Source organism: Candidatus Aeolococcus gillhamiae, from assembly GCF_016464765.1.
Taxonomy (GTDB): Bacteria; Chloroflexota; Dormibacteria; order Aeolococcales; family Aeolococcaceae; genus Aeolococcus; species Aeolococcus gillhamiae.
Genome location: NZ_JAEKNS010000051.1, coordinates 1 through 4,607, shown reverse-complemented (window position 1 = coordinate 4,607; position 4,607 = coordinate 1). Strand labels below are relative to the sequence as shown.

Sequence of the window (4,607 nt, the reverse complement as noted above, 5' to 3'; positions counted from 1 at the left end):
CGGAAGTTGTCAAGCCCCCTGAGACACCTCGCGTCGGGAATTACTGAACCATCGTCACCACCGGTGCGGGCGGGTTGATCCACACGGCTGTCGGCAGCGCTGGAGGTCGCGGCATGGCGCGAATGAAGCGTTCTGGATGGTCAGCATAGGCGGCAGCAAGAACGGTGGCGCGCTGCTCGCGGATCCCGGCGGCCAGGCCGTAGTGCACGGACGCCGGAGTGTGCAGCCCGAGCCCGGAGTGGCGATGCTCGGTGTTGTACCAGTCGAAGAACGGGTGGCAGAATCCGCGGCCGTCTTCGATGCAGCCGAAGCGGTCGGGAAAGTCCGGTCGGTACTTCATCGTCTTGAACTGCGACTCGGAGAACGGGTTGTCGTTGGAGACATGCGGGCGCGAGTGACTCTTGGTCACGCCGAGGTCCGCCATCAGCAGCGCCACCGGCTTGGAGGTCATCGAGGACCCGCGGTCGGCGTGGATGGTGAGCGTGTCGCGCACGATCTTCTGCTTGGCGCACGTGTCGGCGATGAACCGCTCGGCCAGCACCGCCGTCTCGCGGTGGGCGAGCATCCATCCCACGACGTAGCGGCTGAAGACATCGAGCATCACGTACAAGTAGTAGTACGTCCACTTCTGCGGGCCCAGCAGCCTGGTGATGTCCCAGCTCCACAACTCGTTCGGCGTGGTGGCCAGCAACTCGGGCCTGGTGTAGTTCGGGCGGCGCAGCTGGTCGCGGCGCTCGCGAACTTCACCGTTGGCAGCGAGGACGCGGTACATGGTGCGCTGCGATGCCAGGTACGTCCCCTCGTCGAGGAGGGTCGCGTAGACCTGCGCCGGAGAATCATTGACGAAGCGCTCGGAGTGCAACACCTCCAGGACCGTCGCTCGTTCCTGCGTCGACAGCGCACGTGGTGACGGCGCTCGTTCCCCGCGCGCGTCATCCTCTGGCCGCGGCGCGCGCCACCGGTACACGGTGGTGCGGTTGACACCCAAGACGCGGCAGGCCGCCGCCGTACCCACCGCCGGCGTCAAGCTGCTCACCGATGCATCGATCATCGATCGTTCCTCGGCTCCGCGCTCTCGAGGGCGATCCCCAAGAGCGCTGAGACGTTTTTTTGCACGTTGATCACCATTCGCGCGGTAGACAGATCCTTCTTCAGCTTGTCGTTCTCGCGGCGCAGCTGAGCGGCTTCGCGTTCGGCTGCCGAATACTTTGGCTTCCGCCCGCGGCTCCGGCTCAGCGCAGCCAGGCCACCCTGGTCTCGCTGCTTGCGCCAGTCGGTCAGGTGTGAGGAGTACAAGCCCTCACGCCGCAGCAGCGCGCCGATCTGCCCCTTCTCCCGGCACGCATCGGCTTCGCGCACGATCCGCATCCGGTACTCGGCCGTGAACGTGCGTCGTCGCGCGTGCTCCACGACCTCCGGGTCAGGCGGCGTCTCGTCTCCCAAAGCCGACCGCGTCGGCTCGATCTCCGTGGTCATCCTGTGCTCCCTGGTCCGCCCTCATGCTCAGTAATAAAGGGAGATGAGGTGTCTCAGGGATTATTGGCAGAGAGGGCTGCGCCGATTGCTGGTGTTCTGGGTCACGTGCGGAGTCACTGTCATCGCCCGGCAACCGGCGACGAAGTCCTTGGTGTCATATCCCTTGTCGCCCGCAACCGTCCACCGCCCCTCTGGCCGGCGCTCGCTCCGGCGCTGGTGCAAGAGCCGCAGTCCCGCCTCCCGCTCGGCGAAGCCGGTGGCTGTGGTCAAGGCTGCGCCCACCACCAACCCGTTGCGGTTCTCCATCAGCAGGTGGCCCGCATAGCTCGGCTTGGCCGCCGTTCCGTGGCTCTTCTTCGCCAGGCGCGCTTCCGGATCCGTCGTCGAGGCGTGGGTGTCGTTGCGTCGATGTTCGCCGTGGAAGTCCACCGCCACGTTGCGCCCCTGCGGCGTTATATCGTCGTCATCGTCCGTGGGCCGAACACTCTTCACCGAGGCCCACGCCTCCAGCAGGGTGCCGTCCAGGGTGAAGTGCTCGTCGGAGAGCAGCCGCCGGCGCTCCGCCTCGCCACGCACCGCCTCGAAGAAGCGATGGGCCACCTCGTGCTCCAGCAGCCGGTCGCGGTTCTTGCTGAAGGTGGTGGCGTCGAAGGCGGCGTCGCCGATGTTCATGTTCAAGAACCACTTGAAGAGCATGTCGTACTGCAGCCGCTCGCAGAACTGCCGCTCGCTGCGCACCGAGTAGAGCGCAATCAGCAGGCACGACTTGAGCAGCTGCTCGGGAGCGATGCTCGGCCGCCCCACCCGCGAGTACATGGTGTTGAACTCGGCGTGCAGCTCCGCGAGCGCGCTGTCGACGATCGTTCGAATGCGGCGGATCGGATGATCGGCGGGGACCAGTTGGTCGGGCGTTAGGGTGGAGAGGATCTCTCCCTGCTGCAGTGTGCTGCCACGCATGTGAAATCTCCTGCTGGGACGTGTCCCCACAAGACTCTCACATTTCTGTTTAACCCGACAAGGGGTTTTTCAGCACCCTGTTAGGCGGGAGTTTCCCGCGTGAATTCTGGTACGGAGTGAAGTCTGGCATGCCTCGCCCATCTTGCACCGTCGCGACCGCCGGGAGGCAGGCATGGACTGATGAGCTCTGTCGCGCATCAGCAGCTGCTCGCCGGCTCGGTGGCACCGACGGACTTGGCGATAAGCGCGCCTGACGGCGCCGGTGCCTGCCACTGTCCTGTGCTGGCGAGACAATCCGCGAATCGGTCCGGATCTGCCAGGTGCGGAAAGTGGCCGCTGCTCGGAAACGTGGTCAGCGTTGCATCAGGTAGCAGATCTCGCAGCCACGCCGCGTAACCAGCGTCGTACTCGTGGCCGGCGATGACCATGTACGGAACTCGGCGCTGCTTCAGCGTGGTCAGCCCTTGGTCGATCCGCGACTGTATCTCTGTCACCGGCAGCTCGAGAGCCTGGCGCCAGTACGCAAGCACGACGTGCTGTCGCGGTGGCTCGGTGCTCAACAGCCGCTGCGCATCTTCTGAGAGCAGGTCAATGCGCATGCTTGAAAGGAGCGCGGGCCACATCTTCGAAAAGCCAGGTCCGATGACCGCCTCGCGATTTGCCTGAAGCATGTGCACGAAAGCGTGAATGTCGAGCGTTTGATCGACATTCACCACCCCTCGGGCGGTGTGCGAGGCTGCGAAGACAGTGGCGACGATTGCGGCCATCGAGTGGCCCACGATGACCGGTACGTCGAGCCCGGCGTCTTCGACCGCTGAGGCAACGGCCGCTGCCACATCCTCCAGGTCGCAGGTTGGTTGTGCGGGAGAACCGCCATGACCCGGCAGGTCCAGCGCGAGCACCTGCCGCCCGGGATCCCGCCGCTGCAGCGCGTCTACGGCGGGTTGCCACATGCGGCGGTCGAAGGTGAGCCCATGCAGCAGGACAAGCGGTGGGCGGTTGTCGGGGCGGCCCTTCAGGCTGCCGCTCAGCCTCGCCGCCCCGAACACCGCGCTAGCCACGCCGACCGGCTGTCGAGGCCTGTTGCGGAGCCGTGAACATGGTCGACCTCCTTATCGTTACATCGTTACGTAGCACCGTATCGTAACGATGTGGCGTTATACTGTCAAGCATGGGACGCCCCCGGTTGCACGATGAGCGAACGCGAGCCGCGCTCCTGACAGCAGCTGAGCGGCTGGTGACCGACGGCGGCATCGATGCTGTCAGTGTCCGGGCGGCGGCGGTGGGTGCCGACACCACGACGCGCGCCGTCTATGCCCTCTTCGGCTCCAAAGAGGGACTGGTTCAGGCGTTGGCACAGCGGTCGTTCGAACTGGTCATGCAACGCGTCGCAGCCGTGCCTCTGACCAGCGATCCCGGTCATGACCTGGTCGCCTGTGCTGTGAAGGGCTTCAGGGCGTTCGCGCTCGACCACCCGGACCTCTTCCGCCTCTTCTTCACCGCACAGCTGCCGCGCGCGGATCTGAGCGCCGACGCCAACTCGACCAGGGTGGCCGCGCTCTCACAACTGGTCCTCCGCGTCGAACGGGCCTGGACAGCCGGCCTATTGGGCGAACACACAGTCGGGGAGGTCACGCTGGTCTGGGATGCGATGTGCACGGGGCTGGCGATGCGCGAGATATGCGGTCAGATCGAGCGATCACAGGGGGAGAGGGTCTGGACCGATGCGCTGCGCGCACTTCTGGCCGGGCTGGGCTCAGCGGATCAAGCGTCGGAGGAGGTTGCCACTCCCTCGGACCGGCGGCAGACCCGCACGGTCCTCACCTCCTCTACTGCTTCACGTCCCGCAGGAGAGTAGGACCCGGCCCGTCACATCCAGCCGGCCACGGCGCCGCGACGTGTTCGGGGCCTACATCGCCACCGTAGTAGCCATTGTTGGCAATAACAGGTCACATATCCCGGGGTACCGCCCCTGCGCCGGGTCGGCCACGGGGGCGAGAGTACAGGGGTCCCGGCTCACCTTGACATGAGCGTGCCTTCTATGGCATGGTCGTGCCATGGCAGCCGCAACCGCACTCAGAGAGCGTCAGGCCGGGGTCGTCAGCGACGCCATTCTGGACGCGCTGGTGGACCGTCTCGAGGCCGAAGACCCCGAGGACGTCTCCTTGCCGCAG

The 4,607-nt window shown here is 65.7% G+C and carries 4 protein-coding genes; 1 reads left to right on the top strand and 3 read right to left on the bottom strand.

Features of this window, described 5'->3' with window-relative positions:
• Positions 1–40: 40 nt before the first annotated feature.
• The 3 genes from JF886_RS04385 to JF886_RS04375 all read right to left on the bottom strand — a co-directional run bounded on the left by JF886_RS04385 (position 41) and on the right by JF886_RS04375 (position 3,494).
• Positions 41–1,476 (bottom strand): IS3 family transposase gene (locus JF886_RS04385; RefSeq protein ID WP_502711394.1). Its coding sequence is split into 2 segments (ribosomal slippage): positions 41–1,104 and positions 1,104–1,476, totalling 1,437 coding nucleotides; the frame shifts between segments, so codons are not numbered across the junction.
• A 60-nt stretch (positions 1,477–1,536) separates the two neighbouring features.
• Positions 1,537–2,433 carry an IS5 family transposase gene (locus JF886_RS04380; RefSeq protein WP_337309990.1) on the bottom strand — a complete coding sequence of 299 codons (897 nt, stop codon included), beginning with the start codon at positions 2,431–2,433 and terminating at the stop codon, positions 1,537–1,539.
• A gap of 197 nt (positions 2,434–2,630) precedes the next feature.
• Positions 2,631–3,494 carry an alpha/beta fold hydrolase gene (locus tag JF886_RS04375; protein ID WP_337309988.1) on the bottom strand — a complete coding sequence of 288 codons (864 nt, stop codon included), beginning with the start codon at positions 3,492–3,494 and terminating at the stop codon, positions 2,631–2,633.
• Between the two features lie 110 nt (positions 3,495–3,604).
• On the opposite strand from JF886_RS04375, the gene JF886_RS04370 reads away from it, so the two are divergent.
• Positions 3,605–4,291: a TetR/AcrR family transcriptional regulator gene (locus JF886_RS04370; RefSeq protein ID WP_337309986.1), complete on the top strand. Its 687-nt coding sequence runs from the start codon at positions 3,605–3,607 to the stop codon at positions 4,289–4,291.
• Positions 4,292–4,607: the final 316 nt, after the last annotated feature.